Genomic DNA, 25,205 nt, shown 5'->3' with positions numbered 1-25,205 from the left:
GGAAAGCCTGCGACGCCTACGACCAAAGGCGCCACTTGTATGGTCATCCTATTTATAATATGACCTCTGAAAACATCAACCGCAATCTGGGTGGACGCGTCGAATGAACGGAGCTGGCCTGAGACGCTTTGGTCTCGGATTGATACCGTGGATCGGCGCAATCCTGCTCTGGTACGCCGTGCGCTGGAGCGGCTTCGTCAACACCTCGCTGATCCCAGCGCCGCACCAGGTCGCCGCGAAATTCTTCGAGCTTCTCACCAAAGAAGGCCTGCTGATCGACATCTTCGCGTCGACCCGGCGCGTGTTCCTTGGCGTCGCGCTCGGTATTCTCGTCGCCGTGCCGGTCGGATTTCTGCTCGGGTGGTATCGCCCCGCCCGCACCTTCGCCGACCCCATGATCAACTTCTTTCGCGCGCTGCCGCCGATCGCACTGATCCCTCTGGTGATCGTCTATTTCGGCGTCGACGAGCTGGCAAAGCTCGTTATTTTGTTCTACGCCTCGTTCTTCTCCGGCGTGATCGTGATGTATGAGGGCGTGTCGCAAATCACGCCGCTCTACATCCGCGTGGCGCAGACGCTCGGAGCCAACCAGGCCGAGATCTTTCGCAAGGTCATCATTCCCCTCACCGTCCCGCACATCCTCACAGCGCTGCGCGTAGCGTTGGGCGTGGCCTGGGCGACGCTGGTCGCATCCGAGCTGATCGCGGCGCAGCGCGGGCTCGGCGCCATGATCCAGAATGCCTCGACCTATTTCCTGCTCGACGTGATCTATGTCGGCATCATCTGCATCGGCCTGATCGCGCTGATCATGGATTTGATCCTGCGCAGGATCACGGCCCGGTTGCTGGTCTGGCAGGATCGGGCCATCGCATGACCAAGCGCGCACAGTTCGACAAGGTCTCGCTGTCTTTTGGTACACCGAAAGGCCGCCTCAACGTCGTCGAGGACGTCAGCTACGACATCAACGACGGCGACTTCATTGCGGTGATCGGCCCGTCCGGCTGCGGCAAGACCACGATGATGAGCATGCTCGCCGGTTTCCAGAAGCCGACGACGGGAAAAGTCCTGTTCGACGGGCGTCCCGTCGCCGGGCCCGGCCCCGAGCGCGGCGTCATCTTCCAGGAATATGGCGTGTTCCCGTGGTTGACGGTGAAGCAGAACATCGCCTTCGGCCTGACGCTTAGGGCCAATCACGTTCCGGCCGCGGAGCGCGAGGCGATCTGCGATCACTATCTTGGCCTGATGGGCCTGTCCGACTTCGCCAACTCCTATCCCAAACATCTGTCCGGCGGCATGCGCCAGCGGCTCGCGATCGCACGGGCCTACGCGGTCAAGCCGCAATTCCTGTTGATGGACGAGCCGTTCGGGGCGCTCGACGCCCAGACGCGCTCCAACATGCAGAACCTCCTGCTCAAGGTGCTGGAGACTGAAGGCAAGACGGTCATGCTGATCACCCATTCCGTGGAAGAAGCGATCTACCTCGCCTCCCGCATCGTGGTGGTGACGGCGCGACCGGCGCGGATCAGGGAAATCATCGACGTTCCGTTCCCGTATCCGCGCGATGAATCGGTCCAGGAGCGGCCTGAATTCGGCGAACTTCGAAGCCACATCAGACAGCTCGTGATGGACGAATATCGTGCCCAGCAGGCGCAGATGCGTCCGGTCTCATTCTCGGAATAATAGACAAAACGGAGGACGACCATATGGATCGGCGGCAATTTCTGACCACGACGGCAGGCCTTGCGCTCGGCACCTTCACGGCCTCGGCACCGGCGATCGCGCAAGCCAAGACAAAAGTTCGCGTCGGCTATCTTCACACCGTCGCCGTTGACGGCCAGATCTGGACCGGCATGGATCGCGGCTCCTTCGAAAAGCAGGGCCTCGATCTCGAGCTGCGGCAGTTCAACACCGGCCTTGAGATATTCCAGGCGCTGATCGGCGGCAGCCTCGACGTACTGGCCACCGGCGCCGTGCTGTCGAACTTCCCGGCCCGCGGCCAGGGCAAGGTGTTCCTGATCAACGACATCGAGGTCGCGACCGCGCAGCTCTGGGTTCGCGGCGATCAAGGCATCAAGTCGTTCGAGGACTTGAAAGGCAAGCGCATCGCGACCGCGACCGGCACCACAGCGCATGTGTTCCTCGATACCGCGCTTCGCGCCAACAAGGTCGATCCCAAGGAGGTCGAGCTCGTCAACCAGACCATGCCTGCCGCCGTAACCGCCTTCATTTCCGGCGCAGTGCCGGCCGTCGCGCTCTGGGTGCCCTTCAACGTCACGGTTCGCGATAAGGTGCCGGGCGCGGTCAAGCTCGCCGACGCTTCCGCCTTTTATCCAAAAGCCGCGATCATCGGCGGTTGGGCGGCGGCCAACGACTATTACGAGCCCAACAAGGAGACGCTGGCGAAGTTGATCCGCGGCTGGGCCGATGCGAATGACTACATCGTCGCGAACAGCACCGAGGCAATGGAGAAATTGCAGAAGGGCCACTACAGCCAGACGCCTCTCGCGGACATCAACGAGTCGTTCGGTGCCCAGAAGATGTTCACGTCCAAGGATTGGAAACGCATGTACTCGGACGGAACGGTCACGAACTGGCTGCAGCAATCGACAGACTTTTTCATGGCCAACGCTGGCATCAAGGACTTCACGCCCGCGAGCAAATACTTTGATTCGAGCCTCTATTTAAAGACGATCGCCTAGAGACCAGGACACTCAGATGTCAGCGCCGCACACTAGTTCTGCGGCGCGATCGGACTTTCTTGAGCACTCCTGTCGTATCCGGCACGTGCTGGGCCATCGCCGTTGAACGCCTGTCCCTTCTGCACGCGACGGCCGCAGGCGCTTTTTGCGAGCCGCATTCTTTCCTTCGACGACAAGGCGGGACTCGTCTGGGCGCGACTGATGGCCGAAGGCAAGACAGCAGGCAAACCGCGAAGCGCGCTCGACATGATCATCGCCGCCGTCGGCGAGACAAACGACTGTGCCGTGGTGACGGATAACGAAAAGGACTTTGCGGGGATCAGGGTCTTCAATCCGGTACGCGGATGAGCCTGATGTAGCCGCAGGATGGATGGAGCGAAGCGATACCCATCAAGTCGCGATGGGTTTCGCTGCGCTCTACCGATGGGCGCCGGAGTTGTTGCGGAGATTTGGCCTTCTCGGCCGAATACAGCGGCCGTTCTACTTCTGCACGGGCTTGCGGAGGTTCCACAAGTGGCACGACCCGGCGAAGTCGCGCCTCTCGGGATCAAGGTCACCATCCTCGAGCCGGAGCCGTTTCGCACGCGCTTTCTCGGCAGCGGGTCGGCCAAATGGGCGCGCCCTATGAAGGAATACGACGCCAGCGTTGGAAGAGTGCGACAGACGCTCAAGCAACTGGACGGTAAGCAGCCTGGCGATCCCGCCCGCGCCGCGCAGGCGATCATACAGGTCGTTGCGGCCGAGAACCCACCCCAGCGACTAGCGTTGGGAAGTATGACGCTCGACCACGTCCGTGCCACGTTCGAAGCCGAAGAAAAGGAACTTGAGATCTGGGCGCATCTCAGCGCCACAACAGATTTCCCGACCGTCAGACAACAAGCGATGCAATGAGGATGTGCTTGCAGCTCCATCGCGCACAGCGGTCTGCAGGAGATGGCAAACGGGTGACCACGGACATCCGACTGTCAGCGAGCCAGGAGGGCAGCTCCCTCAGCTGAAGTCGCTCTTGCGGAGTGCATGAACGTCGTTGTCGATCATTTGTGCGCCGCTCATTTCTTCTTGAACTCAAACAGTTCAACCAGATTGCCCGATGGATCTTCCAGAAGTCTGGCGCGACCAGCTCCCGCCTCGCTGATTTCTCCTCTGAATTTGGCACCAGCATCGTTCAACCGTCCGACGAGGACGTCTATGTCTTTCGTGATGATCATGAATCGGTTCCATCCGCCGGACTCTGGTTTGCCGCCAGCAGTTCCCCCACTGCCTGCCCCCGGAGCGCTAAGGTAAAGCGTGAGATCATCGCGAATGAGCGCTGCGAACTTGCCAGGGTTGTGCATGTCAACCTTGAACTCGAGTCTATCGCGATAGAACACGACCGAACTGTCAATGTCTGTCACAATATATCGGATGGATGCCATGGTCCGTTCCTTTCACTATGGAAAGTAAACCGGCTAATGCGAATGTGGTTGCCTTGACATTGGTGATCACGGCCAGCCGACGGTTGGCCTAGCCTTCTACGGCCTGCGGAGCCGCGTCGCTCGATTTCTATCGGCTGCTATCGCTGGCCTCCAATTCGCTTGCGCATCCTCTCCTATCTCGTTGAAGAATTTTCGGCGATCTCCGCGGTCCATCTATCGACAACTATCGGCTCTCAGCCCGCCATTCCCGGCTCTGATGTTCGCGCCGCCAATGGGGCCAAAAGTACCGTCGGCGTTGGTCTCCAACATCCAACATATCCGGCCGCCGTCCCGCCGGAGGCGGCGGGGCGGCACTTCTGTTGGTTCGCATGACGGCGAGCTGACGTTCCGTCCTCGGTCGGGCGCACCCGCGTGCGCCTGGGTTGGCCCCCGCGAGAACCCGGCCTCCTCGCCGACTTGGTCACGGCGGGATATTTCGAGGCGTGACGCAGCCACATCTAGGCAGCGGCTGCCGTCTCGCTCTTTGCGGCAGCCCTTCGGAAGCCGTCCCGCTGTGTGATTCTGCCGAGATATTCCAGGAACGCGTCGCGCTTCGGGAGTGTCTGGAGCCCAAGGCCCCAGCCGATATGCGATCCGACGTAGACGTCGGCTGCCGTGAACCGATTTCCAGCGATGAAGGGCTTCGAGCTCACTGCGCGCTCGAGTTCGTTGACGGTACGTTCGTAGCTGCCGTACCCGAAAAAGAACTCCTGCTCGGGCGCGGGAACGAAACCAGCCCGATGATTGGTCACAGCCTGTTCCAGCGGTCCTGCCGCGAAAAACATCCACCGGTAGTAGTCCGCCCGCTCGTCCGAGGTCGGCGCCAATCCCGCACTCGGGAAGGTCTCAGCGAGGTACGCGACGATAGCGGCGCTCTCGGTGACTACCCGGCCGTCGTGGACGATCGCGGGTACCTTGCCCATCGGATTCACTTCGGTGAAAAAGCGGCCGCGTTGGCTGGAAGCCTCGTCCGGGCGCGCAAGCGCCGCGCCGCCCCATCGGTCCGCCGCGCTGGAGCGCTCGTAGTCGAGGAGAACGGTGTCGTAGGCGCACCCTACCTCTTCGAGCATCCATTGAACGATGCGGCCGCGGGAATTGGGATTGGTGTAGAATGTCAGCGACATAGTCTATCTCCTGAAAACTGGATTTCGGCCTGCTTGCGATGGCCGGATACTCGGCCGGTTCGCAAAGCTCATGGAGTGAAGGTAGAGATCGAAACGCGCGGTCGCATCGGCATAGAGTGCCAAGTTACTTGCGAAATGCGCCAAGGTGATCGAGTGTCGTTTCGGCAGACCCGGACCACGGCAGCGGCCGCGTTCCTGTCGTTCATTGGGTATGATCGGCGGGATCGGAGCTCCGGTAGCCGCCAACTGAAGGCTGCCCCCGTTGAGTAGGATAGTGATGAAGGACATTCGCGCGGATCGTTGCGCGCTACCCCAGGCTTTCTGGCGCGCCGTCGAGCTTCAAGGCCTGCGCCCGACGGCTGTGCTGAGGCAATCGCGCCTTCCCGTGACCCTTCATCACGATTCCGAGGCGACCATCACCACAGCGCAGCTTTTCGCGATTTGGCGAGCCATCGAAGCGCTGTCCGGAGATGCGGGCTTTGGCATCAAGATGGTTCGCGAGACCAGCACTGCAACCCACATGCTCGCTTTCATCGCCGCTTCGTATGCGGAGAACTATCGCGATGGCCTAGCACGGCTCGTACGGTTCAAGCGGCTTTGCAGCCCCGATGAACTGCACTGCGAGGAGGGAAACGGCCGCGCCGTTTTCACGATTGAGTGGCCGCCGGGCACGGAACCGGAGCCGGCTCTTGCAGTCGATGCGAGCTTCGCGATGTTGATCGAGCTGGGGCGGCGGGGAACGGGGCAGCCTCTTGCTCCAATCGCAGTCGAGTTCGAGCGTGCTGGACCATCCACCGATCTCCACGACGCCTTCTTTGGTTGTCCAATCCGTTTTGGGACGTCCAAAAACCGGCTTGTCCTGGCATCGGTCGATCTTGACCGCCCGTTCATCAGCCACAATCCCGAATTATTGCAGATGCTGATGCCAGCGCTTTCGGAGGCGATGCGCGAACGGGAGGGGGGAAGCAGCTTCGTCGAGCAGGTCAAGTCGGTGCTAAAGCGCGCCTTGCCGAGCGGTCGTCCCGAAGTGGTTGATGTCGGGCGCGATCTGGGCATGAGCAAGCGGACGCTGCAGCGCCGCATCACTGAGGAGGGAACGTCGTTCCGGTCTATTCTCGACGACGCACGCCATGAACTCGGCATGCAACTGGTGACGGACCCAGCGATCAGGGTCGAGGAGATTGCCTGGCTCCTGGGATATCGAGATGTGAATTCCTTCTATCGTGCTTTCAAGGAATGGACCGGCACAACGCCGATGCGATGGCGGCAGACGGGAATTCCGAGGCCAAGCATCCAACGCATGTCGCACAAAAGTGCGTAGCGGTTTTGCGAGCACGACATACTTTAGCGTCCCACCTGGATGCCGAATAAAGTGTACTAAACAGTCGTCGAAACTGCGCTATCGCCGCCGTTTGTATCCCCTCACTCCCACTCAATCGTCCCAGGCGGCTTGCTCGTCACATCGTACACCACCCGGTTCACGCCCTTCACCTCGTTGATGATGCGCGTCGCGGTCTCACCCAGGAACTTCATGTCGAACTGGTAGAAGTCCGCGGTCATGCCGTCGGTCGAGGTGACGGCGCGGAGGCCCACGACATAATCATACGTGCGGCCGTCGCCCATGACGCCGACCGTCTTCACCGGGAGCAGCACCGCAAAGGCCTGCCAGATCTCGTCGTAGAGGCCGTGCCTGCGGATCTGGTCGATGTAGACGGCGTCCGCTTTGCGCAGGATGTCGAGCTTGTCCCTGGTGATGTCGCCGGGGCAGCGGATGGCAAGGCCGGGACCCGGGAACGGGTGACGGCCGACGAAGATTTCGGGAAGGCCGAGCTCGCGGCCGAGCTTGCGCACCTCGTCCTTGAACAGCTCGCGTAGGGGCTCGACGAGCTTCATGTTCATGCGCGCAGGGAGTCCGCCGACATTGTGGTGCGACTTGATGGTGACTGAAGGGCCGCCGGTGAAGGAGACGCTCTCGATCACATCAGGATAGAGCGTGCCTTGCGCCAGGAAGTCGGCGCCGCCGATCTTCTTGGCCTCGGCCTCGAACACCTCGATGAAGAGGCGGCCGATGGTCTTGCGCTTGGTTTCGGGGTCGGTGACGCCTTCGAGCTCGCCGAGAAATTGCTTGGAGGCATCCACGTGCACCAGCGGGATGTTGTAGTGGTGGCGAAACAGGTCGACCACCGTCTTGGCTTCGTCGAGGCGCAGCAGGCCGTGATCGACGAAGACGCAGGTGAGCTGGTCACCGATCGCCTCGTGGATCAACACGGCCGCGACCGCGGAATCGACGCCGCCGGAAAGGCCGCAGATCACCTTGCCCTTGCCGACTTGCTGGCGGATCTTTGCGATCTCCTCCTCGCGGAAGGCGCGCATGGTCCAGTCGCCGGAAAGGCCGGCGATCTTGCGGACGAAGTTGCGGATGAGTTTCGCGCCGTCGGGCGTGTGCACCACTTCGGGGTGGAACATCAGGCCGTAATATTTGCGCTTCTCGTCCTGGATGATCGCGAACGGCGCATTCGGCGAGGTGCCAGCGACGGAAAAGCCCGGCGGCATCTTGGTGATGCGGTCACCGTGGCTCATCCAGACCTGGTTCTTGCTGCCTGACGACCAGACCTCCGCGAACAGCTGGCTCTCAGCCTTGACCTCGACATCGGCGCGGCCGAACTCGCGGTGATGGCCACCCTCGACCTCGCCGCCGAGCTGCGCGGCCATGGTCATCTGGCCGTAGCAGATGCCCATCACCGGCACGCCGGAATCGAAGATCAATTGCGGGGCGCGGGGCGAGCCGGCCTCGTGCACCGATTCAGGGCCGCCGGAGAGGATCACCGCCTTCGGCTTCATCTCCTTGAAGGCGCTTTCTGCCTTGTTGAACGGGACGATCTCGCAATAGACGCCGTCCTCGCGCACGCGGCGCGCGATCAGCTGCGTCACCTGGCTGCCGAAGTCGACGATGAGAATCTTGTCATGCGCCGAGGCCACGGAGGGCGTCGACGCGGAGCGGTCGTTCTGTGCTGCTGTCATGGCCAGCAAATACGCTGGCGCGGCCCTGCCCGCAACCGCGCAGGCTGGAGCGCCCACATGCTTCTTTGGGCATGGACAAACCGATATAGGTAAGTATTGTTGACCTATTATTATGCCCCACTCTCAAACAGGGGCGATCAGGGAGAACGCCATGTCTTCGCCTGCCATGTCTTCGCCTGCCATGTCTTCGCATCATCAGCCATCTACGCTCGCCGCGCTCGGCCGGGCCTGGGTCGAGGCCTGGAATGCGCGCGATCTCGAACGCGTGCTCACGCTCTACGACGAGGCGGCTGTCATGACTTCGGACCGCATTCCGATGCTCGGGTTCGATGCCAGCGGCACCGTGCGCGGCAAGGACGCTTTACGCGCCTATTGGGGCAAAGCGCTCGGGTTGTTGCCAGAGCTGCATTTCACGCTGATCGATCTGTTCGTCAGCCCGGATAGCGTGGTGGTGTTCTACGCCAACGAGCGGGCTAGGAAGATCTGCGAATATCTGCGGGTGAACGAAAAGGGGCTGATTGTGCAGGGCTCGGCGAACCATTTGCAGGAGCCTCGAAGGATGCACGGCCCGGACGCAGCCGGGCCGGCGCCCTTCGAGGGCCGCTGAAGAAGCGGCCACCTCAGGGTGACGGTTCGATAGGGAGCGCGCTGCTTCCACAAGCGTCATTGCGAGCGCAGCGAAGCAATCCAGGCTGCCGCCGCGGAGATGCTCTGGATTGCTTCGTCGCAAGTGCTCCTCGCAATGACGTCGGCACGCGGCTGCGCTAACAACAGCACTGCCGGCTCTCGAGACAGGACCCCCCGCCATGAAGCTCCCCGCCTCCCCCTTCACCATCACCGACTGGAGCAAGGTCGAGGCGACCACGCATCCTGGTGAGACCGGCGAGGCCAAGTGGCGCACGCTGAATATCGGCGATCTCCGGGTGCGGATGGTGGAATATTCGCCGGGCTATTTGGCCGACCATTGGTGCGATCGCGGCCACGTGCTCTATGTCGTCAAGGGCGAGCTCGACTCTGAGTTGCGCGACGGGCGCAGATTCAAGCTGACGGCGGGGATGAGCTACCAGGTCTCGGATTTCGGCGATGCCGCGCACCGGTCCTCGACCGCAACCGGGGCGACGCTCTTCATCGTGGACTGACATCGCCTGGACGGTTACTTTGCACCGCAAAATAGAAAACTCGTGCCACGTCCCGGGCCACGGGTGGTGCCTTGAACTGGCCCCAAATTCTCGCTATATTGTGATCATCGATACTTGGCCGAACGACTGGGCCGCTTCGCCTCGTTGCTGACGGGCGCGCACGCTTCAGATGACTTCTCCAAACATCGACTGAACAGGGCTATGGGCGCAATGCTGCGTACCGGTCCACGTGCGTACTCTCTCTAACTAACTAAAGGAAATTCCCATGGCTATGGGCACCGTGAAGTGGTTCAACACCCAAAAGGGTTATGGTTTCATCCAGCCGGACGACGGCCAGAAGGACGTGTTCGTGCACATCAGCGCCGTCGAGCGCGCTGGCCTCTCCTCCCTCAACGAGGGTCAGAAGGTCTCGTTCGACATCGTCGCCGACCGCCGCAGCGGCAAGTCGTCGGCTGACAATCTCCGCGTCGGCTAACGCCCGCGCAACGTTCTGACCGCGGACGAACCGGCAGAACGTCAGAGTTAAAAGGCCCCGCGACCGGGATCCGGTTCGCGGGGCTTTTGTTTTTGGGGGGCTGGAACGGGCCGTCGCGTCAAGGGCGGTCTCGTAGGATGGGCAAAGCGAAGCGTGCCCACGCATTTCAACAACGGGCGTGGGCACGGCGCTTTGCGCCTTTGCCCACCCTACGAGACCTTTTTCAGAACTGAGACGAAAAACCCGTCCGTTCCGGTCCGCCGCGGCGTCATCAGCCAGCCTTCGTCCGATCGCAGCGCGGCCTCCGCAAATGCCTCCGCCTTGTCCCAGAGCACGCTGGCGGTCTGCTTGGGCGGCACGATCGCAAACTCGCCATGGCGCGCGACGAAGGCCCTCACCTGCTCACCGTTCTCTTCCGACAGCACCGAGCAGGTGATGTAGGCGATGCGGCCGCCCGGCTTCACCAGCGGAACCGCACGCGCGAGCGCCTCGATCTGGTCGCGCAGGCGAATCTCGAGCGCGCCGGGGCGCATGCGCCATTTCGCGTCGGGGTTGCGGCGCCAGGTTCCAGTTCCCGTGCAGGGCGCGTCGATCACGACCAGATCGGCCGAGGCGCGGATGTCGGCCAGCGGATCGGCCTCGCCCTTGGGGGTGCGAACATCGGCATTGTGGACGCCGGCGCGCGACAGCCGTTCGTGGATCGGCGCCAGCTGGCGCTTGTCGCGGTCGGTCGCGATCAGCCGGCCCTTGCCCTGCATCAGAGCCGCGAGCGCCAGCGTCTTGCCGCCGGCGCCCGCGCAGAGGTCGATCACCTGCTCGCCGGGTTTTGCGCCGGTGAATTGGGCCGCAAGCTGCGATCCCTCATCCTGCACTTCAATGGCGCCCTTGATGAAATCCTCTTCCGCCTGGATGCCGGGGTTGCGCGCATCGGCCGAAAGCTCGATGCGCAAGCCCGTTGCGGACCAAGGCGTCGGTTTCGCATGAAGATGAGAAAGCGCCTTCAGCACCTTGTCGCGATTGGATTTTAGCGTGTTGACGCGCAGGTCGAGCGGCGCCCGGCTCGCCATCGCGGCCGCTTCCGCCACACGGTCCTCGCCGAACACTTTTGCAAGGTGCGGATCCAGCCATTCGGGATAGTCGCCGGCGATTGCGGCCGGCGCACCCTCGAGGGACCGCGAGGCGAGCGCGGCCTCTTCGGCCTCGGTCAGCGGCGCCGGCGCGAAGCGGCTGCCGTCGAACAAGGCGCCCATCGTCGCCGCGTCCATGTCGCGCTCGAGCCGGAGCATGCCGATCAGCCGCGCACGCGCGGTATCGGAATCCATCAGGAACGCGCTCGAGGCGTAGCGGCGCAGCACGTCCCAGACGAGGCCGGCGATGGCGGCGCGGTCGCCCGAACCGGCGAAGCGGTGCGCGGTGCCCCACTCCTTCAGCGCCTTGGCCGCGGGCACGCGGTCCTTCTCGATGGTGTCGATCAGTTCGATGGCTGCGGACAGCCGGGCAGCGGGGGTCATTCTCGATCTTTCAGATCAGCATCGGCGGCGAGCGCCTAGATCAGCAACAAGAGCTTCAGGGCGAAGTAGATCCACATCGCCAGCAGCACCAGCACGCCGGCGAGCCAGACCGTGGAGCGCCGGCCGAGATCGTTCGAGGAGACGAACACCCCGGCATGGGCAAAGCGCGTCACCACGAACACCCAGGACATCAGCACGATGAAAAGATCGGCGCGGCGCAAGGGCAATGCCAGCGCGATCAGGACGTAGAACAGCACCGGCAGCTCGAACTGGTTGCGGTAGCAATTGGCGATTTGTGTCGCGCCCTTCGGCCAGTTCGGCTCGCCCAGCGCAATGTCGCGGATCTTGGTCTCGCCCGAGACCAGCGTCTTGCGGCGCGCGAAAACCATGCCGATCAGCAGAGCGAAGGTGAGCCCGATCTGGACGAAGACCGGCAGCAAGACCATTTGAACCGACATCGGAACTTTCCCATCCGGCGAAGACCGCCGGACCCGTCCATTAGCCGCCACTCCTCGTCCTGACAATCAACGAGTTGAACCGGCCTTCCCGATCTTGCGACCAACCACCGATAGTTAAAGCGATTTCGGCCCCTGTCGGGAGCGCAAGGCGAGATGGCGCCATGACCACCCCGTCCAGCCTCTGGACCGAATCCGCCGACGGCCAGCTCGGTATCCTGATGTCGGCACTGTCGGGTATCGCGATGGCACTCGCGGTCGCGCTGGCCATGACGGTGTACTTCCGCCTGAGCTACCGCACCTGGCGCGACATCGTCCGGCATGGCCTTGCGGCGCTCGCCGCGGTCACCCTGTTCGCCTTCGCTGCCTACGACATGCGCCATGCAGCCCTCGCCTACCTCGGTCTCAATCCCTCCAAGCCCGCCGTCGAGTTCGAGATCCGCATGCCCCGGGAGATGCTGACGGCGATGACCGACAGCCAGATCGAGCTGCACACCGACCGCAACCAGATCCTGGCGCTGATTGACGGCGTGCGCGACCTCGCCGAGGGCCGCGCGCTGTTGCGCGGCGCGGTCGCGCTCAACCACCGCACCGTGGACCGCATGCTCGTCGTGAACCTGCCGGGCAAGGGCACGTTCGAGTTCCGTCTTCGCCTGCCCGCCGAACCGCATCGCACCGGCGAGTTCGGCCCCTGGCACCTCGCCGACCGCATCGCCTCGCCGCTCGCAGGTCCCATCGCGCCGCAGGACGCCTACACGATCCGCTACCGCGTGCTTTAAACTTTGTTCGCTGCGATCCATGCCGGCGCCGTCATCGTTCCGACGTGCGGCAACGGGTAAGTTGATCGCATGTCCGAATTTCGCCTGACCCAGATTTCCGACACCCATCTCGGCCGGCGCTTCCCTGGCCTCGTCGCCAACTTCCATCGCGTTTGCGAGCACATCGACGCTGACAGGCCCGATCTCGTCGTCAACACCGGCGACGTCTCTTTCGACGGGCCGACCGGCCGCGACGATATGGTTTTCGCTAAAGGCCTGCACGATGCCCTGCCCGTCGCCTGCCGCTACATCCCCGGCAATCACGACATCGGCGATAATCCGACCGCGATCGGGCCGGCGCCGAAGCCGCCGGTCAGCGAAGCGCACCGCCGCCAGTTCTGTGACATCATCGGCGAAGATCATTGGGCATTCGAGGCCGCGGGCTGGCGTTTCATCGGCCTCAATTCTCTGGTGATGAATTCAGGGCTCGCCTTCGAGGCCGAGCAATTCGACTGGCTGAGCTTCGAGCTCGCTCGCACGAACGGCAGGCCGGTGGCGCTGTTCCTGCACAAGCCGCTATTTCTCAACCGGCCCGACGATCCCGAGACGCCGGAGACCTCGATCCGCTACGTGCCGCAGCCGGCGCGGGCACGGCTGATCGAGATGTTTGCGGGCATCGACCTGCGGCTCATCACCAGCGGCCACGTGCACCAGCGCCGCGATTTCACCTGGCGTCACACCCGCCATGTCTGGGCACCGTCGGCCGGCTTCGTGATCAATGATGCGCGGCAGGACAGGATCGCGATCAAGGAAGTCGGCCTGGTCGAGTATCGGTTCCGGCCCGACAGTTTCGAGGTGCGCCACGTCAGGGCCGCAGGCCAGGTCGATGTCGACATCGAGGAGCTCCTCGCCCAGATGGGCGGCGAGCACTAGCGCAGGCCGATCAGTTCAGGCGACGCTCTTGAGGTCCTGCTGGATCGCGGCGAGCAGGGATTGCAGCGCCTCGCTGTTCACCGGCTTGGCCGCGAGATCATTGTCAGGCGGTTGCCTGGCAGATTGCGCGGCCTTGACCGGGCGCTTCGGGAACGGCGGCGGCGGCGCTGGCATCGCGGGACGGGTGAAATCGCCCTCCTCGTCGACATGGACGAACTTGCCATGGATGACGTCGTCGTGACGGCCCATGACGAACATGGTCGTCCAATAGCCGGCAGCCAGCAGGATAACGCAGAAAACACTGATCTCTAACATCGCAACACCCAAAATATGCGCGATGATTCAACGTCTTCGTCGTGGGGTCAATGAACCGGCGGTCACACCTGCGGCTTTTGCGGAACAGGTGTGGCCAATCGGTCACTCTTTATTAACCATGTTCGCCCCACCGCGGGAGGCGGGACGCGACAGGTCAGGCCTTGCAGCTAAGCCTTGTCCGGCCCGACCCGAACCAGCTGCTTGCCGAAATTGGCGCCCTTCAAGAGGCCCATGAAGGCGCCGGGCGCGCTCTCCAGACCCTCGGTGACGAACTCCTTGTACTTGACCTTGCCGTCGCGAACCCAGCCGGACATGTCGCGCAGGAAATCGCCATGGCGCGCAGCGAAGTCGGAGACGATGAAGCCGCGGAAGGTCAGCCGCTTGGTCAGCGTCGCGCGCATCATGCTGGCGGCCCATTTGGGCGGCTTGGCCTCGGTGTCGTTGTAGTGCGCGATCAGGCCGCACACCGGTACGCGGGCAAACGGGTTGAGCAACGGGAAGACCGCCTCGAACACGGCGCCGCCGACATTCTCGAAATAGACGTCGATACCTTTGGGGCAGGCGTCCTTCAGCTTCGCCGCGAGATCAGGATCGCGGTGATCGATGCAGGCATCGAAGCCGAGCTCCTTGACGACGTAGTCGCACTTGTCCTTGCCGCCGGCGATGCCGACCGCGCGTGCGCCCTTGATCTTGGCAATTTGGCCGACGGCTGAGCCGACCGCGCCGGAGGCGCCGGCAACGACGACGGTCTCGCCTGCTTGCGGCTTGCCGATGTCGAGCAGGCCAGTATAGGCGGTCATGCCGGGCATGCCGAGCACCCCGATGGACGTCGAGATCGGCCCGAGCTTGGGGTCCACCTTGATCAGACCTTTGCCGTTCGAGATCGCATGCGTCTGCCAGCCGGAACGAATGCGCACGATGTCGCCGACCGCGAAATCAGGATTGTTGGACGCCGCGACCTCGCTGACCGCCTCGCCTTCCATCACGCCGCCGACTGGCACCGGTGCGGCATAAGACGGACCATCGCTCATGCGGCCGCGCATATAGGGATCGAGCGACAGCCAGATCGTGCGCAGCAGAACTTCGCCCGCGCCCGGCGTCGGCACCGCGAATTCCTCCAAGCGGAAATCCGACGGCTTGGGCTCGCCGACGGGACGCGCGGCGAGAACGATGCGTTTGGCGCTACGTTGATCTTGGGACATGGCTTCCTCCACTTTCTCTGTCATTGCGAGCGAAGCGAAGCAATCCAGTCGCGTCAACCAAAAAGGTCTGGATTGCTTCGTCGCAAGAGCTCCTCGCAATGACGAGTTTGTGGCGCGTGCACGCCACACACCCGCTGTCATCGCCCGACTTGATCGGGCGATCCAGTATTCCAGAGACAGTCGTGATTGAGCCGAGAGGCCGCGGCGTACTGGATGCCCCGGTCAAGCCGGGGCATGACACCGTTGTTGAGGCAAGCGCGCCAAAGTCCACGCGCTCGCGCGTGTCAAAGAGCGGCGACTAACCCCCGCCCGGATAGTTCGGGCTCTCGCGCGTGATCGTGACGTCGTGGACGTGGCTTTCGCGCAGGCCCGCACCGGTGATGCGGACGAACTGGGCCTTGTCGTGCAGCTCCTTCATGTCGCGCGCGCCGACATAACCCATTGCGGCGCGAAGGCCGCCGGCGAGCTGGTGCATGACGTGGCCGACCGCACCCTTGTAGGGCACCTGGCCCTCGATGCCTTCGGGCACGAGCTTGAGCGTGTCCTTGATGTCCTGCTGGAAGTAGCGGTCGGCAGACCCCCGCGCCATCGCGCCGACCGAGCCCATGCCGCGATAGGCCTTGTAGGAACGGCCCTGCCACAGGAACACCTCACCCGGCGTCTCGTCGGTACCGGCGAGCAGCGAGCCGACCATGGCGATGTCGGCGCCGGCCGCGAGCGCCTTGGCGAGGTCGCCGGAGAACTTGATGCCGCCGTCGGCGATGACGGGGATATCGGCCTTCTTCGCCGCCTCCACCGCGTCCATGATCGCGGTGAGCTGGGGAACGCCGACGCCGGCGACGATGCGCGTGGTGCAGATCGAGCCCGGGCCGATGCCGACCTTGATGCAATCCGCGCCGGCATCGATCAGCGCCTGCGTGCCCTCGGTGGTGGCGACGTTGCCGGCGACGACCTGCACGGAGTTGGAGAGACGCTTGATCCGGTTCACCGCATGCAGCACGTGACGGGAATGGCCGTGCGCGGTGTCGACGACGACGAGGTCGACGCCGGCATCGATCAGCCGCTCGGTACGCTCGAAGCCGGTGTCACCGACGGTGGTGGCGGCGGCAACGCGCAGGCGCCCCTGCGCATCCTTGCAGGCGAGCGGATGGGCAACAGTCTTCTCCATGTCCTTCACGGTGATCAGGCCGACGCAGCGATATTGCTCGTCGACCACGAGCAGCTTCTCGATGCGATGCTGATGCAGCATCCGCCGCGCTTCGTCCTGGCCGACATTCTCGCGCACCGTGACGAGCCCTTCATGGGTCATCAGCTCGGAGACTTTTTGCCGGCGGTCGGTGGCAAAGCGGACGTCGCGGTTGGTGAGGATGCCGACCAGCTTGCCGGGCGTGCTCTTGCCGGCGCCGGTAACCACGGGAATGCCGGAGATGCCGTGATCGCTCATCAGCTTGAGCGCGTCGTCGAGCGAGGCCTCGGGGCTGATGGTGAGCGGGTTCACCACCATGCCCGACTCGTAACGCTTGACCTGCCGCACCTGGGCGGCCTGCCCTTCGGGATCGAAATTGCGGTGGATGACGCCGAGGCCGCCGGCCTGCGCCATCGCGATCGCCATGCGCGCCTCGGTGACGGTATCCATGGCCGAGGCCATGATCGGGATGTTGAGCGGAATGGCGCGAGTAACGCGGGAGCGGATGTCGACCTCGCCCGGCATGACGTCCGACAGGCCCGGCTTCAGCAGCACGTCGTCGAACGTAAAGGCTTCGCGGATGCCCTGAAGTTGCACCGTGGCCATTTGCCAACTCCTTCCTGCGGCCTTGCCGCAAATGCTAATGGATGAGCGCCGCCCTCGGCGTACCTTGCGGCATCGCCTTGAGAATCGGAGCCCATCGGTGGGGTTGACGCGGGTCGATAGCACGCCCGCGCGACGAATCAAAGCAATTCGGACCGCCGGCCAGCCATGCACAGGCTTTTTTGCGTTAATTCGGCGGGGATAGGCCGTGCGCCGGTCCACCCGCCGTCATTCCGGGGCGCGACAAAGTCGTGAACCCGGAATCCATCCCACGGCGGTCCCGCGGCCCAATGGATTTCCGGGTTCGCGCCAAGGGACGCGCCCCGGATGACGAAAGAGCGGAATTCCGCCCCGGGCACAACCGAAAGGGTCACACCGTTGTTACGCAGGACTTAGGTGCCATGCGTCGATCCGCAATGGTCGCAGGCGAGCGACGGTGATAAGCCGCAATCAGCCCTTCCTTCCGATTTTCATTACCAATCCGTCATGGTCGACAAGCAACGCGTCATTCCGCTGATCGTGGCCACTGCTCTCTTTATGGAGAACATGGACTCGACGGTCATCGCCACCTCGCTGCCGGCGATCGCGGCCGACATCGGCACCAGTCCGCTGACGCTGAAGCTCGCGATCACCTCCTATCTGCTGTCGCTCGCGGTGTTCATTCCAGCGAGCGGATGGACCGCCGACCGGTTCGGAGCGCGGATGGTGTTCGCGATCGCGGTCGGCGTGTTCATGGTGGGCTCGGTCGGCTGCGCGCTCTCCTCCTCGGTGACCGATTTCGTGTTCGCGCGCATCCTGCAAGGCATGGGCGGGGCAATGATGACCCCGGTCGGGCGCCTCGTGCTGCTGCGCTCGGTGGACAAGAGCGCGCTGGTCAACGCCATGGCCTGGGTGACGGTCCCTGCTCTCATAGGTCCGGTGATCGGCCCGCCGCTCGGCGGCTTCATCACCACCTACGCCTCCTGGCACTGGATCTTCCTGATCAACATTCCGATCGGGCTGCTCGGCATCTTCATGGCGCTGCGCTTCATCGATCCCATCAAGAGCGAGACCCAGGAGCCGTTCGATCTCTACGGCATGGTCCTCGCGGGTATCGGGCTTGCCGGCATCGCGTTCGGCCTCTCGGTGGCCGGGCTCAACCTCCTGCCCTGGAGCACGGTGGCCGCGCTGGTCGTGGGCGGCGCGATCTCGATGACGCTGTATGTCCTGCACGCCCGGCGCACGGGGTCGCCGGTGCTGGATTTCTCGCTCCTGAGGCTGCCGACCCTGCGCGCGGCCGTGTTCGGCGGCTTCATGTTCCGGCTCGGCATCGGCGCGCTGCCGTTCCTGCTTCCGCTGCTGATGCAGATCGGCTTCGGCCTCTCCCCATTCCATTCCGGCCTCGTCACCTTCGCCTCCTCGCTCGGCGCGATGGGCATGAAGACGCTGGCGGCACGCCTCATCCGCACCTTCGGCTTCCGCAATCTGATGACGGTGAACGCGATCGTCAGCGCGTTCTTCCTCGCCGTCTGCGCGCTGTTCACGGTGACGACGCCGCTGCTCATCATCATGGTGATCCTGGTGGTCGGCGGCTTCTTCCGCTCGTTGGAATTCACCGCGATCAACACGGTCGCCTATGCCGACGTCGAGACCGGGCAGATGAGCCGCGCCACTACGCTCGTCAGCGTCAACCAGCAGCTCGCCGTCTCCGCGGGCGTCGCGGTCGGCGCGGCGTGCGTGGAAACGACGATGTGGGTCCACCATGTCAGCGAGATCGACGCCACAATGTTTGCGCCGGCCTTCGTCGTGGTCGCGCTGACCTCGGCGGCCTCGAGCTGGTTCTTCTGGCAGATGCCCGTTGATGCCGGCCACGAGATCTCCGGCCGCAAGGCTGTGGAGATCGCGAGCCGCAAGGGCGCCGCGAAGAGGGCGGCCAACGCCGCCGTCAAGACGGCGACCGAGGATACGCAGGACGTGAGGGATCAGCGGCTGGGGTGAGCTCAGTGTTAATTCCTGATCTGGGTGCTTGCGAAATCCTTTCGCAGGATAAAGCCTCCTGAACCCAGGCATTTCGCGGCCGCCCCCCGCTCCTCATTGCGCTCTCACGCTGTCGTGATCACCACTTCCAGGTAGGTGCTGGGGACGACGAGGCCATCGGGGCCAGCCCAGTTCGACTTCTCGAGCAGATCCAGAATGTCCGCCTCCAAGCCAGCTGCCTTGTCGGCCTCAAGCGCGGCGAACGCGCGATTGGTGGGGCCGTAAAACGAACGAAAGACATGAAGCCAATGTTCTGGGGACTGATAGCGGAAGGTGAAGGTCTGCTCCGAGACGCTGACTTGGTGTCCGGAAAACAGCTCGCCAAGCCGCGCCGCGGTGCCCCACAGGGTCGGCGGCCTTATCCCGGAAGGCGGAGGCGCGTACTTCCCGACGAGCCTGAGGAGCTGACCGATGAAACCCTCCGGCGTCCAGTTGGCGAGCCCGATCTTCCCGCCTCGGCGCACCACGCGAACCAGCTCGGCGGCCGCTTTCTCCTGGTCGGGAGTGAACATCACGCCGAAGGTGGATAATACCGCGTCAAAGCTGCCGTCATCGAACGGGAGCGCCTCCGCATCAGCTTCCCGGAAAGTGACGGCGAGACGCTCTGCCGCGGCGCGCTCCTTACCCCGCTCGAGCAGAGCGCTCACGTAGTCGGTGGATGTGACCTCAGCAAAGCGTCGGGCCGCGGCGAGCGTCGCGTTCCCGTTACCAGCGGCGACGTCGAGCACGCGGCTTCCGGCCCGCAGATCGACGGCCTCGCAGAGCCTCTCGCCGACGATCTGAAGTGTCGTCCCGATCATCGCATAGTCACCCGCCGACCAGACGGTGCGCTGTCGTTGCTTGATGGCAGTATAGTCCAAGGGTAGCGTCGCCACTGACATGGTCATCTCCTTTTCGGGAACCTGCCGGAAATCGGCCCGGTTTCACCAACGGGCCGCAGACTCTCCTGGCACCCGCGAAGCATCCAGTTCTGAATCTGAATCTGAGCGGTACAGATTCTGAACTGGCCAGTGTGTGGGATCGCTCTTAACCTCCCGGCCTTCGGAGGCGACGAAAGGGAGGCGTTCGAATGTCGGACGGCGGTTACAATCAGTTCTGCCCCGTTTCGATGGCAGCTGAGATCATCTGCTCGCGCTGGACGCTGCTCGTCTTGCGGGAGCTCGTAATGGGTTCGACCCGCTTCAATGAGCTGCGCCGCGGTGTGCCGAGCATGTCGCCCGCTCTCCTCTCCAAGCGGCTGAAAGAACTCGAGGCCGCCGGCATCGTCACGCGCATCGCCACCGAGCGCGAGTCTGGCGGACACGAATATCGTCTCACTGAAGCGGGAACGGAGCTACGTCCCATCATCGAAGCGATCGGCGTATGGGGCCATAGATGGGTGACGACGGAAGCAACGTTGAAGAACCTCGATCCCAATCTGCTGATGTGGGACATCAGGCGAAACATAGATACCGACCCCATGCCAGCACGCCGCAACACCATCCAGTTCATTTTCAAGGACAGGCCGGTCTCAGAGCGCAACTATTGGCTGATCGTGGAGCCGAACAGAGATGTTGATCTCTGCCTCGTCAATCCAGGGTTCGATGTCGATCTCTACGTGACGACTGATCTGCAATCGATGACCGAGATATGGCTCGGTTTCAGGACCGTGGTGCAAATGGCCGATGATGGTCGGTTCGTTCTGACAGGCAACAGCAAGCTGGCTGCCGACCTGCGAACATGGTTGAAGCTCAGCGTGTTCGCGAGCTTCGAGAAGAAGGTCGCGTAGGCACTGTCGCTCCAGCGCGGCCCCGCGTGATGGCAAGACGACAAGGCTGCCGGCGGAAACCCGTCGGTCAACGCTGCGAGCATGCCGGATGGGAGGCCTCAGCGGCCCTGAAGGGCGCGCCACGTCAATGCGAGCTGGGCCGCTCATCCTTCGCTGCCTCACCACGAAACCCCGTCGCCAGCACGTAGCGTTCCGAGGAATCCTGCCGGCTCGCGGCGGGCTTGACGTGGCGCACCGTGGCGAAGTCGCGCTTGAGCTGGGCGAGCAGATCGGCGTCGGCTCCGCTCTGGAAGGTTTTTGCCAGGAAGGTGCCGCCGGGCTTGAGCACGTCGCAGGCAAACGCCGCCGCGGTCTCGACCAGGCCGACGATGCGGAGCTGGTCGGTCTTGCGGTGGCCGGTGGTGTTGGCGGCCATGTCGGACATCACGACGTCGGCGCCGCCGCCCAGCATCGCGGTAAGCTTTTCGGGCGCGTCGTTGTCCATGAAATCAAGCTGCGCGAAATCGACACCGGGAATCTCGGGCATCTCGAGCAGATCGATCGCGACGACCTTGCCCTTGCCTTCCGTGGAGCCGACGCGCTTGGCGGCGATCTGGCTCCAACCGCCGGGCGCGGCGCCGAGATCGACCACGGCCATGCCCGGCTTCAAGAGCCGGAACTTGTCGTCCATCTCCAAGAGCTTGAATGCGGCGCGCGAGCGATAGCCCGCCGCCTTGGCCTTGGCGACATAGGGATCGTTGAGCTGCCGCTCCAGCCAGAGCTTCGACGACAATTTGCGCTTGCCGCCGGTCTTGACCTGGACGTGCAGGCGGCCGGTGGTGTCCTTGGCCATCTCACCAGCTCCTGAGCGCGCCGTCCTCGCGCATCATTTCGACCAGCATGCCTTCGCGCAGGCCCCGGTCGGCGACGCGCAGGCGCGGCAGCGGAAAGGCGCGGCGGATGGCATCGAGGATGGCACAGCCGGCGAGCACGAGATCGGCGCGCTCGACGCTGATGCAGTTGTTGGACGCGCGCTCCTCGTAGCTCATGCCGAGCAGCTTGTTGATGGTCGCGGTGATGTCGGAATCGTTCATCCAGATGCTGTCGATGCGGCGGCGGTCGTAGCGCGCGAGGTTGAGATGGATACCGGCGAGCGTCGTCACCGTGCCCGAGGTGCCGAGCAGGTGCATGTCGGCGAGATCGCCGCCATGCTCTTCCGCAAACGGCGCGACGTGGTTCGCGACCTCCTGCTCCATCGCCGCGTAGATCTCCGGCGTCACGTCGCGTCCGCCGAACTGCTCGGCGAGCGTGACGACACCATAGCGGATCGACATCCAGGCTTTGATGCGCGGCTCCGGATTTTCGCCGTCGCGCTCGATCCGCACCAGCTCGGTCGAGCCGCCGCCGATGTCGAACAGGATTGCGCCCCGCCCCCTCGGGTCGACCAGCGGCGAGCAGCCGAGCACCGCGAGCGCGGCCTCGGTCTCGCGGTCGATCACCTCGAGCTCGATGCCGGTCTCGGCCGCCACCCGGCTGCGGAAACCCTCCGCATTCGAGGCCGCGCGGCAGGCTTCGGTTGCGATCAGCCGCAGCCGGCGTGCTTTCCGCATGTTGATCTTGTCGCGGCAGATGCTGAGCGCGGCGATGGCGCGCTCGATCGCGGCCTCGCTGATGCAACCGGTCGCCGAGACTCCTTCCCCGAGCCGGATGATGCGCGAGAAGGAATCGACGACGCGAAAGCCGTCCTGGGTCGGACAGGCGATCAGCAACCTGCAATTGTTGGTGCCGAGGTCCAGCGCCGCATAGACGCCGGTTCCCGGCGCCTGCGCGCCGACGGCCGGTTCGGTGGCCAACGCCACCGCCGCCATCGACCCCTCCAGCTCACCGTGCGGCGCATGGCCGTCGCGGAGCCGCGTGTGGTCATTCATACAAACTGTCTTTCCGCGGCCGGTCGGGCCGGTCTGGAATTGCTTTTTCGCCTGAAACATTAGCAGCGCGGCGGGTATGCGCAACAACGCATCACATGGGACCATGTCCATTCGTGCGTTGTCGTGAACGGGGTCGTGGGTTATCTCAAGGGAGTCCGGTGCCCCGCTGCCGCGAAAATGCGCAAATGCCGGCTTTTCAGGTCAATTCCATGCAAGAACACACCAAATCGTCCACGCTCGAAAACGCTATTGCACTGCAAAAATATGGCGTCGGGCAGCCTGTCCGCCGCAAGGAGGACGACACGCTGGTGCGCGGCAAGGGCCGCTACACCGACGATTTCAACCTGCCTGGCCAGGCCTATGCCGTGGTCGTCCGTTCCACCCATGCCCATGGCACCATCCGTGGCATCGGCATTGATGCCGCCAAGGCGATGCCGGGCGTGCTGGGCGTGTGGACCGGCAAGGATCTCGACGCCGCCGGCTACGGTCCCTTCACCTGCGGCCTGCCGCTGAAGAGCCGCGACGGCTCGCCCCTGCTCCAGACCAACCGCCAGCCGCTGGCGACCGACAAGGTTCGCTTCGTCGGCGATCCCGTCGCCTTCGTGGTGGCGGAGACGCTGGCCCAGGCCCGCGACGCCGCCGAAGCGGTCGAGCTCGACATCGAGCCGCTGCCGGCAGTGACGGACCCCGAGGAAGCCGCCCAGCCCGGCGCGCCGCAGCTTTACGACCACATCCCGAACAATGTCGCGCTCGACTACCACTATGGCGACATGGACAAGGTCAACGCCGCCTTCGCCAGCGCCGCCCATGTCACCAGGATCGACATCGAGAACACCCGCGTCGCGGTGGTCTCGATGGAGCCGCGCGTCGGGCTGGCCTCCTACGACACGAAGACCGAGCGCTACACGCTGCAGGTGCCGACGCAAGGCGTGGCCGGCAACCGCGCCAATCTCGCCAAGAACCTGAAAGTGCCGAACGAGAAGGTGCGCATCCTCACCGCCAATGTCGGTGGCTCCTTCGGCATGAAGAACATCAACTATCCCGAGTACATGTGCATCCTGTACGCGGCCAAGGTGCTGGGCCGCCCGGTGAAATGGCTCGACGAGCGCTCCACCAGCTTTCTCTCCGACAGTCACGGCCGTGCCCAAAAGATCCATGCCGAGCTGGCTCTCGATGCGGACGGTCATTTCCTCGCCGTAAGGCTGTCCGGTTACGGCAATCTGGGCGCCTACATCACGGGCGTGGCGCCAAGCCCGCTCTCGCTCAACACCGGCAAGAACTTGTCCAGCGTCTATCGCACGCCACTGATGTGCGTGGACATCAAGACGGTGCTGACCAACACCACGCTGATGGGCGCCTATCGCGGCGCCGGCCGGCCCGAGGCGAACTATTACATGGAGCGGCTGATCGACCGCGCCGCCGACGAGATGGGCATCAACCGGCTGACCCTGCGCAAGCGCAACTTCATCAAGCCGAACCAGATGCCGTTCCCGGCCTCCTCCGGCGTCACCTATGACAGTGGCGACTTCCAGGCCGTCTTCAACAAGGCGCTCGAGATCTCTGACCACGAGAATTTCGCCAAGCGCAAGAAGGAGAGCAGGAAAGCGGGCAAGCTCCGCGGCATCGCCGTCGGCTCCTATCTGGAGGTTACCGCGCCTCCCGGCGTCGAACTCGGCAAGATCGTGTTCGATCCCGATGGCTCCGTGCAGCTCATCACCGGCACGCTCGATTACGGCCAGGGCCATGCCACGCCGTTCGCGCAGGTGCTGAGCGCGCAGTTGGGGGTTCCCTTCGAAAGCATCAAGCTGGTGCAGGGCGACAGCGACATCGTCCACACCGGCAACGGCACCGGCGGCTCACGCTCGATCACTGCGAGCGGCCAGGCCATCGTTGGGGCAGCAAAGCTCGTCATCGAGAAAGGCAAGCGCGCGGCGGCGCATGTGCTCGAAGCATCGGAAGCCGACATCGAATTCGAAGGCGGCAGCTTTACGATCGCCGGCACCGATCGCAGCATCGACATCATGGAGCTCGCCAAGAAACTGCACGACGGCAAAGTGCCGGAGGGCGTGCCTGATACGCTCGACGTCGATCACACCAGCGAACCGATCGCCTCGGCGTTCCCGAACGGCTGCCATGTCGCCGAGGTCGAGATCGACCCGGAGACCGGCGTGGTGCAGATCGTGCGCTACAGCGCGGTCAACGATTTCGGCACGGTGATCAACCCGCTGCTGGTCGCGGGCCAGCTCCATGGCGGCGTGGTCCAGGGCATCGGGCAAGCGCTCATGGAGCACATCCGCTACGACGAGAGCGGCCAGCCGATCACGGGCTCGCTGATGGACTATGCCCTGCCCCGCGCCGAGGACGTGCCCAACATGACGATCGGCGATCATCCGGTGCCCGCCACCACCAACCCGCTCGGCAGCAAGGGCTGCGGCGAAGCCGGCTGCGCCGGCAGCCTGTCGACGGTGGTGAACGCCGTGCTCGATGCGCTCTCGGATTACGGCATCAAGCACATCGACATGCCGCTGACCCCGGAGCGCGTGTGGCGCGCGATCCAGGACGCGAAGGCAAAGGCGGCGTAAGGGACTCTTTCGCAGACGGTCACTCGCCACCACACGCACAACTGTCATCGCCCGACT

24 protein-coding genes and 1 pseudogene are annotated in these 25,205 nt (G+C 63.8%); 14 read left to right on the top strand and 11 right to left on the bottom strand.

The window, feature by feature from the left end:
• Positions 1-103 precede the first annotated feature (103 nt).
• The 5 genes and pseudogenes from UNPA324_RS15605 (at position 104) to UNPA324_RS15585 (ending at position 3,590) form a co-directional block, all read left to right on the top strand.
• The gene (locus UNPA324_RS15605; RefSeq protein ID WP_128917654.1) at positions 104-874 is read left to right on the top strand and encodes an ABC transporter permease; all 771 of its coding nucleotides are present in this window, start codon (positions 104-106) and stop codon (positions 872-874) included.
• A complete protein-coding gene (locus UNPA324_RS15600; protein ID WP_128917655.1) occupies positions 871-1,680 on the top strand; it encodes an ABC transporter ATP-binding protein in 810 nt (269 codons plus the stop codon). Before UNPA324_RS15605 ends, UNPA324_RS15600 begins: the two co-directional genes overlap by 4 nt.
• 23 nt (positions 1,681-1,703) lie before the next feature.
• Entirely contained in the window at positions 1,704-2,699 is a 996-nt protein-coding gene (locus UNPA324_RS15595; protein ID WP_141935071.1) for an ABC transporter substrate-binding protein, read from the top strand.
• A gap of 132 nt (positions 2,700-2,831) precedes the next feature.
• Positions 2,832-3,047 (top strand): annotated as a pseudogene (locus tag UNPA324_RS15590) (PIN domain-containing protein); the annotation flags it as partial.
• Between the two features lie 165 nt (positions 3,048-3,212).
• Positions 3,213-3,590 carry a Rossmann-fold NAD(P)-binding domain-containing protein gene (locus UNPA324_RS15585; protein ID WP_141935070.1) on the top strand — a complete coding sequence of 126 codons (378 nt, stop codon included), beginning with the start codon at positions 3,213-3,215 and terminating at the stop codon, positions 3,588-3,590.
• 158 nt (positions 3,591-3,748) lie between these two features.
• Here UNPA324_RS15585 and UNPA324_RS15580 read toward each other — a convergent pair whose 3' ends face one another.
• Positions 3,749-4,114, bottom strand: a complete 366-nt coding sequence (locus UNPA324_RS15580; protein WP_141935069.1) for a VOC family protein — start codon at positions 4,112-4,114, stop codon at positions 3,749-3,751.
• Between the two features lie 497 nt (positions 4,115-4,611).
• Positions 4,612-5,277, bottom strand: coding sequence for a glutathione S-transferase family protein (locus UNPA324_RS15575; protein ID WP_141935068.1), 666 nt, complete (start codon positions 5,275-5,277; stop codon positions 4,612-4,614).
• A 277-nt stretch (positions 5,278-5,554) separates the two neighbouring features.
• Here UNPA324_RS15575 and UNPA324_RS15570 point away from each other — a divergent pair, with 277 nt between their 5' ends.
• Entirely contained in the window at positions 5,555-6,598 is a 1,044-nt protein-coding gene (locus tag UNPA324_RS15570; RefSeq protein ID WP_141935067.1) for an AraC family transcriptional regulator, read from the top strand.
• A gap of 101 nt (positions 6,599-6,699) precedes the next feature.
• On the opposite strand, the gene guaA is transcribed toward UNPA324_RS15570, so the two are convergent.
• Complete coding sequence (gene guaA / locus UNPA324_RS15565) at positions 6,700-8,298, bottom strand: glutamine-hydrolyzing GMP synthase (protein WP_164936009.1); 1,599 nt, start codon at positions 8,296-8,298, stop codon at positions 6,700-6,702.
• 181 nt (positions 8,299-8,479) lie between these two features.
• Between guaA and UNPA324_RS15560 the strand changes: the two genes are divergently transcribed.
• The 3 genes from UNPA324_RS15560 to UNPA324_RS15550 all read left to right on the top strand — a co-directional run bounded on the left by UNPA324_RS15560 (position 8,480) and on the right by UNPA324_RS15550 (position 9,912).
• Entirely contained in the window at positions 8,480-8,905 is a 426-nt protein-coding gene (locus UNPA324_RS15560; RefSeq protein ID WP_128917751.1) for a nuclear transport factor 2 family protein, read from the top strand.
• A 199-nt stretch (positions 8,906-9,104) separates the two neighbouring features.
• On the top strand, positions 9,105-9,437 hold the full coding sequence (locus UNPA324_RS15555; RefSeq protein ID WP_141935066.1) for a DHCW motif cupin fold protein: 333 nt from the start codon (positions 9,105-9,107) through the stop codon (positions 9,435-9,437).
• 265 nt (positions 9,438-9,702) lie between these two features.
• Positions 9,703-9,912 (top strand): cold-shock protein, encoded by a 210-nt coding sequence (locus UNPA324_RS15550; RefSeq protein ID WP_008141931.1) that lies wholly within the window; start codon positions 9,703-9,705, stop codon positions 9,910-9,912.
• Positions 9,913-10,121: 209 nt separating this feature from the next.
• Here the strand turns inward: UNPA324_RS15550 and UNPA324_RS15545 are convergent, their stop codons facing one another.
• Entirely contained in the window at positions 10,122-11,423 is a 1,302-nt protein-coding gene (locus UNPA324_RS15545; RefSeq protein ID WP_141935065.1) for an RsmB/NOP family class I SAM-dependent RNA methyltransferase, read from the bottom strand.
• A gap of 35 nt (positions 11,424-11,458) precedes the next feature.
• Positions 11,459-11,881, bottom strand: a complete 423-nt coding sequence (locus tag UNPA324_RS15540; protein WP_128917664.1) for an MAPEG family protein — start codon at positions 11,879-11,881, stop codon at positions 11,459-11,461.
• Between the two features lie 161 nt (positions 11,882-12,042).
• Here UNPA324_RS15540 and UNPA324_RS15535 point away from each other — a divergent pair, with 161 nt between their 5' ends.
• A complete protein-coding gene (locus tag UNPA324_RS15535; protein ID WP_141935064.1) occupies positions 12,043-12,657 on the top strand; it encodes an acriflavin resistance protein in 615 nt (204 codons plus the stop codon).
• A gap of 69 nt (positions 12,658-12,726) precedes the next feature.
• Positions 12,727-13,569 carry a metallophosphoesterase family protein gene (locus UNPA324_RS15530; RefSeq protein ID WP_141935063.1) on the top strand — a complete coding sequence of 281 codons (843 nt, stop codon included), beginning with the start codon at positions 12,727-12,729 and terminating at the stop codon, positions 13,567-13,569.
• Positions 13,570-13,584: 15 nt separating this feature from the next.
• On the opposite strand, the gene UNPA324_RS15525 is transcribed toward UNPA324_RS15530, so the two are convergent.
• From UNPA324_RS15525 to guaB, 3 genes are all read right to left on the bottom strand, one after another.
• On the bottom strand, positions 13,585-13,884 hold the full coding sequence (locus UNPA324_RS15525; RefSeq protein WP_141935062.1) for a hypothetical protein: 300 nt from the start codon (positions 13,882-13,884) through the stop codon (positions 13,585-13,587).
• 167 nt (positions 13,885-14,051) lie between these two features.
• Positions 14,052-15,086 carry an NADPH-dependent curcumin/dihydrocurcumin reductase gene (gene curA, locus UNPA324_RS15520; RefSeq protein WP_164936010.1) on the bottom strand — a complete coding sequence of 345 codons (1,035 nt, stop codon included), beginning with the start codon at positions 15,084-15,086 and terminating at the stop codon, positions 14,052-14,054.
• 298 nt (positions 15,087-15,384) lie between these two features.
• Complete coding sequence (gene guaB / locus UNPA324_RS15510) at positions 15,385-16,878, bottom strand: IMP dehydrogenase (RefSeq protein ID WP_141935061.1); 1,494 nt, start codon at positions 16,876-16,878, stop codon at positions 15,385-15,387.
• A 483-nt stretch (positions 16,879-17,361) separates the two neighbouring features.
• Here guaB and UNPA324_RS15505 point away from each other — a divergent pair, with 483 nt between their 5' ends.
• The gene (locus UNPA324_RS15505) at positions 17,362-18,852 is read left to right on the top strand and encodes an MFS transporter (protein WP_128917670.1); all 1,491 of its coding nucleotides are present in this window, start codon (positions 17,362-17,364) and stop codon (positions 18,850-18,852) included.
• Positions 18,853-18,956: 104 nt separating this feature from the next.
• On the opposite strand, the gene UNPA324_RS15500 is transcribed toward UNPA324_RS15505, so the two are convergent.
• Positions 18,957-19,778 carry a class I SAM-dependent methyltransferase gene (locus UNPA324_RS15500; RefSeq protein ID WP_206734084.1) on the bottom strand — a complete coding sequence of 274 codons (822 nt, stop codon included), beginning with the start codon at positions 19,776-19,778 and terminating at the stop codon, positions 18,957-18,959.
• A 182-nt stretch (positions 19,779-19,960) separates the two neighbouring features.
• On the opposite strand from UNPA324_RS15500, the gene UNPA324_RS15495 reads away from it, so the two are divergent.
• Complete coding sequence (locus UNPA324_RS15495) at positions 19,961-20,659, top strand: winged helix-turn-helix transcriptional regulator (protein WP_128917672.1); 699 nt, start codon at positions 19,961-19,963, stop codon at positions 20,657-20,659.
• A 124-nt stretch (positions 20,660-20,783) separates the two neighbouring features.
• Here the strand turns inward: UNPA324_RS15495 and UNPA324_RS15490 are convergent, their stop codons facing one another.
• On the bottom strand, positions 20,784-21,491 hold the full coding sequence (locus tag UNPA324_RS15490) for an RlmE family RNA methyltransferase (protein ID WP_128917673.1): 708 nt from the start codon (positions 21,489-21,491) through the stop codon (positions 20,784-20,786).
• Between the two features lies 1 nt (position 21,492).
• Positions 21,493-22,566: a Ppx/GppA phosphatase family protein gene (locus UNPA324_RS15485; RefSeq protein ID WP_141935060.1), complete on the bottom strand. Its 1,074-nt coding sequence runs from the start codon at positions 22,564-22,566 to the stop codon at positions 21,493-21,495.
• Positions 22,567-22,775: 209 nt separating this feature from the next.
• Here UNPA324_RS15485 and UNPA324_RS15480 point away from each other — a divergent pair, with 209 nt between their 5' ends.
• Positions 22,776-25,148: a xanthine dehydrogenase family protein molybdopterin-binding subunit gene (locus UNPA324_RS15480; RefSeq protein ID WP_141935059.1), complete on the top strand. Its 2,373-nt coding sequence runs from the start codon at positions 22,776-22,778 to the stop codon at positions 25,146-25,148.
• The last annotated feature ends 57 nt before the right edge of the window (positions 25,149-25,205 follow it).

The organism is Bradyrhizobium sp. UNPA324 (genome assembly GCF_006658635.1).
Lineage (GTDB): Bacteria > Pseudomonadota > Alphaproteobacteria > Rhizobiales > Xanthobacteraceae > Bradyrhizobium > Bradyrhizobium nanningense.
The sequence above is the reverse complement of the archived record's forward strand: the minus strand, read 5'-3'. Positions and strand labels throughout refer to the sequence as shown.

What these genes read in the sequence shown, in the direction of transcription:
- UNPA324_RS15605 (WP_128917654.1), top strand. Translation starts at nt 104, where the DNA reads ATGAACGGAGCTGGCCTGAGACGCTTTGGTCTCGGATTGATACCGTGG.
- UNPA324_RS15600 (WP_128917655.1), top strand. Translation starts at nt 871, where the DNA reads ATGACCAAGCGCGCACAGTTCGACAAGGTCTCGCTGTCTTTTGGTACA.
- UNPA324_RS15595 (WP_141935071.1), top strand. Translation starts at nt 1,704, where the DNA reads ATGGATCGGCGGCAATTTCTGACCACGACGGCAGGCCTTGCGCTCGGC.
- UNPA324_RS15580 (WP_141935069.1), bottom strand. Translation starts at nt 4,114, where the DNA reads ATGGCATCCATCCGATATATTGTGACAGACATTGACAGTTCGGTCGTG.
- UNPA324_RS15575 (WP_141935068.1), bottom strand. Translation starts at nt 5,277, where the DNA reads ATGTCGCTGACATTCTACACCAATCCCAATTCCCGCGGCCGCATCGTT.
- UNPA324_RS15570 (WP_141935067.1), top strand. Translation starts at nt 5,555, where the DNA reads ATGAAGGACATTCGCGCGGATCGTTGCGCGCTACCCCAGGCTTTCTGG.
- guaA (WP_164936009.1), bottom strand. Translation starts at nt 8,298, where the DNA reads ATGACAGCAGCACAGAACGACCGCTCCGCGTCGACGCCCTCCGTGGCC.
- UNPA324_RS15560 (WP_128917751.1), top strand. Translation starts at nt 8,480, where the DNA reads ATGTCTTCGCATCATCAGCCATCTACGCTCGCCGCGCTCGGCCGGGCC.
- UNPA324_RS15555 (WP_141935066.1), top strand. Translation starts at nt 9,105, where the DNA reads ATGAAGCTCCCCGCCTCCCCCTTCACCATCACCGACTGGAGCAAGGTC.
- UNPA324_RS15550 (WP_008141931.1), top strand. Translation starts at nt 9,703, where the DNA reads ATGGCTATGGGCACCGTGAAGTGGTTCAACACCCAAAAGGGTTATGGT.
- UNPA324_RS15545 (WP_141935065.1), bottom strand. Translation starts at nt 11,423, where the DNA reads ATGACCCCCGCTGCCCGGCTGTCCGCAGCCATCGAACTGATCGACACC.
- UNPA324_RS15540 (WP_128917664.1), bottom strand. Translation starts at nt 11,881, where the DNA reads ATGTCGGTTCAAATGGTCTTGCTGCCGGTCTTCGTCCAGATCGGGCTC.
- UNPA324_RS15535 (WP_141935064.1), top strand. Translation starts at nt 12,043, where the DNA reads ATGACCACCCCGTCCAGCCTCTGGACCGAATCCGCCGACGGCCAGCTC.
- UNPA324_RS15530 (WP_141935063.1), top strand. Translation starts at nt 12,727, where the DNA reads ATGTCCGAATTTCGCCTGACCCAGATTTCCGACACCCATCTCGGCCGG.
- UNPA324_RS15525 (WP_141935062.1), bottom strand. Translation starts at nt 13,884, where the DNA reads ATGTTAGAGATCAGTGTTTTCTGCGTTATCCTGCTGGCTGCCGGCTAT.
- curA (WP_164936010.1), bottom strand. Translation starts at nt 15,086, where the DNA reads ATGTCCCAAGATCAACGTAGCGCCAAACGCATCGTTCTCGCCGCGCGT.
- guaB (WP_141935061.1), bottom strand. Translation starts at nt 16,878, where the DNA reads ATGGCCACGGTGCAACTTCAGGGCATCCGCGAAGCCTTTACGTTCGAC.
- UNPA324_RS15505 (WP_128917670.1), top strand. Translation starts at nt 17,362, where the DNA reads ATGGTCGACAAGCAACGCGTCATTCCGCTGATCGTGGCCACTGCTCTC.
- UNPA324_RS15500 (WP_206734084.1), bottom strand. Translation starts at nt 19,778, where the DNA reads ATGACCATGTCAGTGGCGACGCTACCCTTGGACTATACTGCCATCAAG.
- UNPA324_RS15495 (WP_128917672.1), top strand. Translation starts at nt 19,961, where the DNA reads ATGTCGGACGGCGGTTACAATCAGTTCTGCCCCGTTTCGATGGCAGCT.
- UNPA324_RS15490 (WP_128917673.1), bottom strand. Translation starts at nt 21,491, where the DNA reads ATGGCCAAGGACACCACCGGCCGCCTGCACGTCCAGGTCAAGACCGGC.
- UNPA324_RS15485 (WP_141935060.1), bottom strand. Translation starts at nt 22,566, where the DNA reads ATGAATGACCACACGCGGCTCCGCGACGGCCATGCGCCGCACGGTGAG.
- UNPA324_RS15480 (WP_141935059.1), top strand. Translation starts at nt 22,776, where the DNA reads ATGCAAGAACACACCAAATCGTCCACGCTCGAAAACGCTATTGCACTG.